A 3,356-nucleotide genomic window follows, 5' to 3' on the forward strand; every position below is an offset into this window, starting at 1 on the left:
TTTCCCAGTGCACATATTGAGTGTGCATCACGGCGAACAGCAGGGAAGTGAGTAGCATGCAGGCAAAACGACTTCTCGGCGCCCACAGCAGAAAACCTTGCAGTAAAAATCCCCGGAACAGCACTTCTTCAAATACTGGCGCCAGCAAGACGGCGGTGAGCAGCAGAATCAGCATCGAGCTGCGCCCCTGCTGCGATTGCGCAATCAGCCAGCCTTCCGGTTGCAGAAACTGCGTCTGCGCCACCATCAATGCAAACAGCAAACCGATAAACAGCAGCGCCTGCATCGGACGCACATACCCCAGCGGAATATCGCTGCGACGCTGACAGTAAAAACGGTACAGCGGATAGATCACCGCAAACTCCACCAGGCAAAGCACTGGCATCAGCAAGCCGTTGGTGCGCAGCATCCCGTAATTGGGAAACAGCGTAACCAACATGGTCACAAGGTAATAGACCACAAAGCTACCCACGTAAAACAGCGTCAACGTAACTTTGTCGGATTGGGTGTCCATAGGCGACTCAGCGAGCAGAGGAGAGCGCATAGTAGCAACGCCGATCATCGCTGTCGAGGTGGCGTGCTGCACATTTGCGCTGCTCAAATATTCCACCAACAAGACTAAATCTGCGGCACTCGGGGCCGATAACCTTTCAAACCCTTACAGGGTGGAGATGTGCGCAGTCTGCGTTGTCATCCGCCTTTTTTGCTGCCTGTATTTCGCGAGCATTGCGCATGAATTCTGAGTTTCACCGGCACGCGGCACTGGCCGCCAGGGCCAACATGGAAGCACACACGGTACGGGTAACGCGGCGCAGCCTGCGCACCTTGTCCTCGCTGCTGTTTGGCGTGCTGCTTCTCTCTGTGGTGATGGTGCTGGTTATCGCCCATCGACAAAATATCGACGCCATCCAGCAGGATGCCAATTTGCTGCGTCAGGCGTGGCAGCAACAGCAGCAGGAGATGATCGTCGATGCGCGCGATTATGCTAACTGGGGCGAAGGCTGGAAAAACCTGCATCTGACAATCAATAAAGTCTGGGCGTGGGACGAAGAGAACTTTGGTCCGGGATTCTACAAGGAGTATCACTACGACGGCGTGTTCGTGGTGGATGGCAAGGGGAAAACCCGTTACGCGGTAATTCGCGGCAAATTATCCGATGTCACGTTAGAAAGCTGGTTAGGCGCACAAAGTGACCTTTTGGTGAGCACGGCACGTACGCTGCATGATGCCGTGGCACGCAATGCAAAGGTGGAGAATCATCCGGCCATTCTGGTGGCCGCGCCGATTACGCCGGGCAAAGTGCCGGATTTGCCGACCATTCCCGGCCCTGCTTCGGTGATGGTGTTCGTTAACATCTTTACCCCAGACAAGCTGCTCTCGTTGGGCAAATCTCTGAATGTGATTGAGCCGCGCATCGCCAGCGATTTAAACGATGCGCTGTTTGAACCTCGGCTGGTTGAGCCGGTGCTGCAGGGCGAGCCGTTGGTGTTACGCTGGCAGCCAAAAAATCCAGGTTTCGGCGTGATCTGGCTGATGATGCCGCTGCTGTTGTTCACCGCGCTGGCGGTGGCGCTGGTGACGCGTCGCGTGCTGCGTCATGCGCTGCACAATGCGGTGATCTCCGATCGGCGCTTTGAAATGCTGGCGATCAGTCAGCGTGAGTTAGCCAACAGCGAAGAGCGTTTTCGCGATCTGGCGGAAGCCGCCTCGGACTGGATTTGGGAAATCGACGATCAGGGCCGTCTCTGCTATCTCTCCTCGCGCTTTGCGGCGGTGACCGGCCATGAAGTGAAAAGCTGGATGGGGCGTCCGCTCGATCAACTGCTGAGCCATCCCAGCCATTCGCTGGTCTCCTGGCTGATGCGCCAGGGCGAAGAGGTGCAGCATGTGCCGTTGCGCTGCCAGTTTATGTCGGCCAACGGCGAGCGCCGCATTGGGCAGTTAATGGCGAAAGCCATTCGGCGTAACGGCCTGCGCTCAGGTTTTCGCGGCACGGTGTCGGATATCACCCACGAAGTGGACGCCGAAGCGCGCATTCAGTTTCTGTCACGTCATGACATGCTGACTGGCCTCGCGAACCGCATGCAGCTGCAGGAGTATTTAACCGCGTATCTGGAGAGCGTTAGCGAGGATGATCCGCTGTTTGTTATCAGTTTCGATCTCGATCAGTTCAAACCGATCAACGATACGTGGGGCCATGCGGTCGGCGATGAAGTGCTGAATGAGATCTCGAAACGGCTGAAAAGCCTGCTGGCGCCGAATGAACTGGCGGCCCGGCTCGGCGGCGATGCCTTTATTTTGCTGCTGCGCGAAAGCACGCGCGCTGGCGTAGAATACCGCTGTCGTGCGCTGCAGCGCATGGTGCATCAACCGATCATCAGCGGCTCGCATCAGATCAGCCTTACCGCCAGCATGGGCATCGTTTCGGCACCGCAGGATGCTGCGCATCCGGAAGCGCTGTTACGCCTGGCCGATATTGCGCTGGCTCAGGCGCGCAGTGCCGGACGCGATCGGTGGGTGTGGTACTCCAGCGATATGGCCAACCATCTGCAGTCAAAACGCGACATGGTGCAGGCAATTGAAGCGGCGCTGCACAATCACGCCTTCACGCTGCATTATCAGCCGCGCTATCAGCTACAAAGTGGACAACTGGCCGGCGCGGAAGCGCTGATTCGCTGGCAGATAGCCGACGATCAGTGGATCACGCCCGATCGTTTTATCCCTTTAGCGGAAGAGAACGGCCTGATTGCGGCGATCAGCGATTGGGTGCTGATGCGTGCTTGCGTAGACGCCCGCGACTGGGGCGATCAGCGCTATGTTTCCGTCAACATTTCGCCGGTGGAGTTTCGTAATAACGATCTGGTGCAGCGCGTGGCGCATGCGCTGGAGGTGAGTGGATTACCGGCTACGCGGCTGGAACTGGAGATCACCGAAAACGTCACTTTTGAAAATCCGGATCGTGCACTGGAGATCATGCAAGGCCTGCGCACGCTTGGCGTGCGGCTGACGGTGGATGATTTTGGTACCGGCTATGCGGCGTTGGGTTATCTGAAAACCTTCCCGTTCAACGGTCTGAAGATCGATCGTTCATGGATGAAGGAGTTCCCTGAATCGCAGCAGGCACAATCGGTAGTGGCGGGGATAGTCGGCCTGGCACGCGCGTTTGCGCTGACCATTACCGCAGAAGGGATTGAAACCGAAGCACAGCTGAAAGAGCTAAAAGCGCTGTCGTGCGAGGAAGGGCAGGGATATTTCCTGGGCCGACCCATGCCGCTGGCGGCGTTTAATGCCCGGTTGCAGGAAGAAGTTACATCGTAGATACCGTCTTGCCAGTTATCTGGCAAGACATATTTCGG

At 57.0% G+C, this 3,356-nt stretch carries 2 protein-coding genes; one reads left to right on the top strand and one right to left on the bottom strand.

The window, feature by feature from the left end:
• On the bottom strand, window positions 1-514 hold a 514-nt coding region (locus RTM06_RS22140), incomplete at its 3' end, for a type II CAAX endopeptidase family protein (RefSeq protein WP_312184724.1).
• A gap of 218 nt (window positions 515-732) precedes the next feature.
• Here RTM06_RS22140 and RTM06_RS22145 point away from each other — a divergent pair.
• Window positions 733-3,318: an EAL domain-containing protein gene (locus tag RTM06_RS22145; protein ID WP_312184725.1), complete on the top strand. Its 2,586-nt coding sequence runs from the start codon at window positions 733-735 to the stop codon at window positions 3,316-3,318.
• Window positions 3,319-3,356 lie beyond the last annotated feature (38 nt).

This window comes from Pantoea sp. CTOTU46764, assembly GCF_031974595.1.
In the GTDB taxonomy this organism is placed as follows: Bacteria; Pseudomonadota; Gammaproteobacteria; order Enterobacterales; family Enterobacteriaceae; genus Pantoea; species Pantoea trifolii.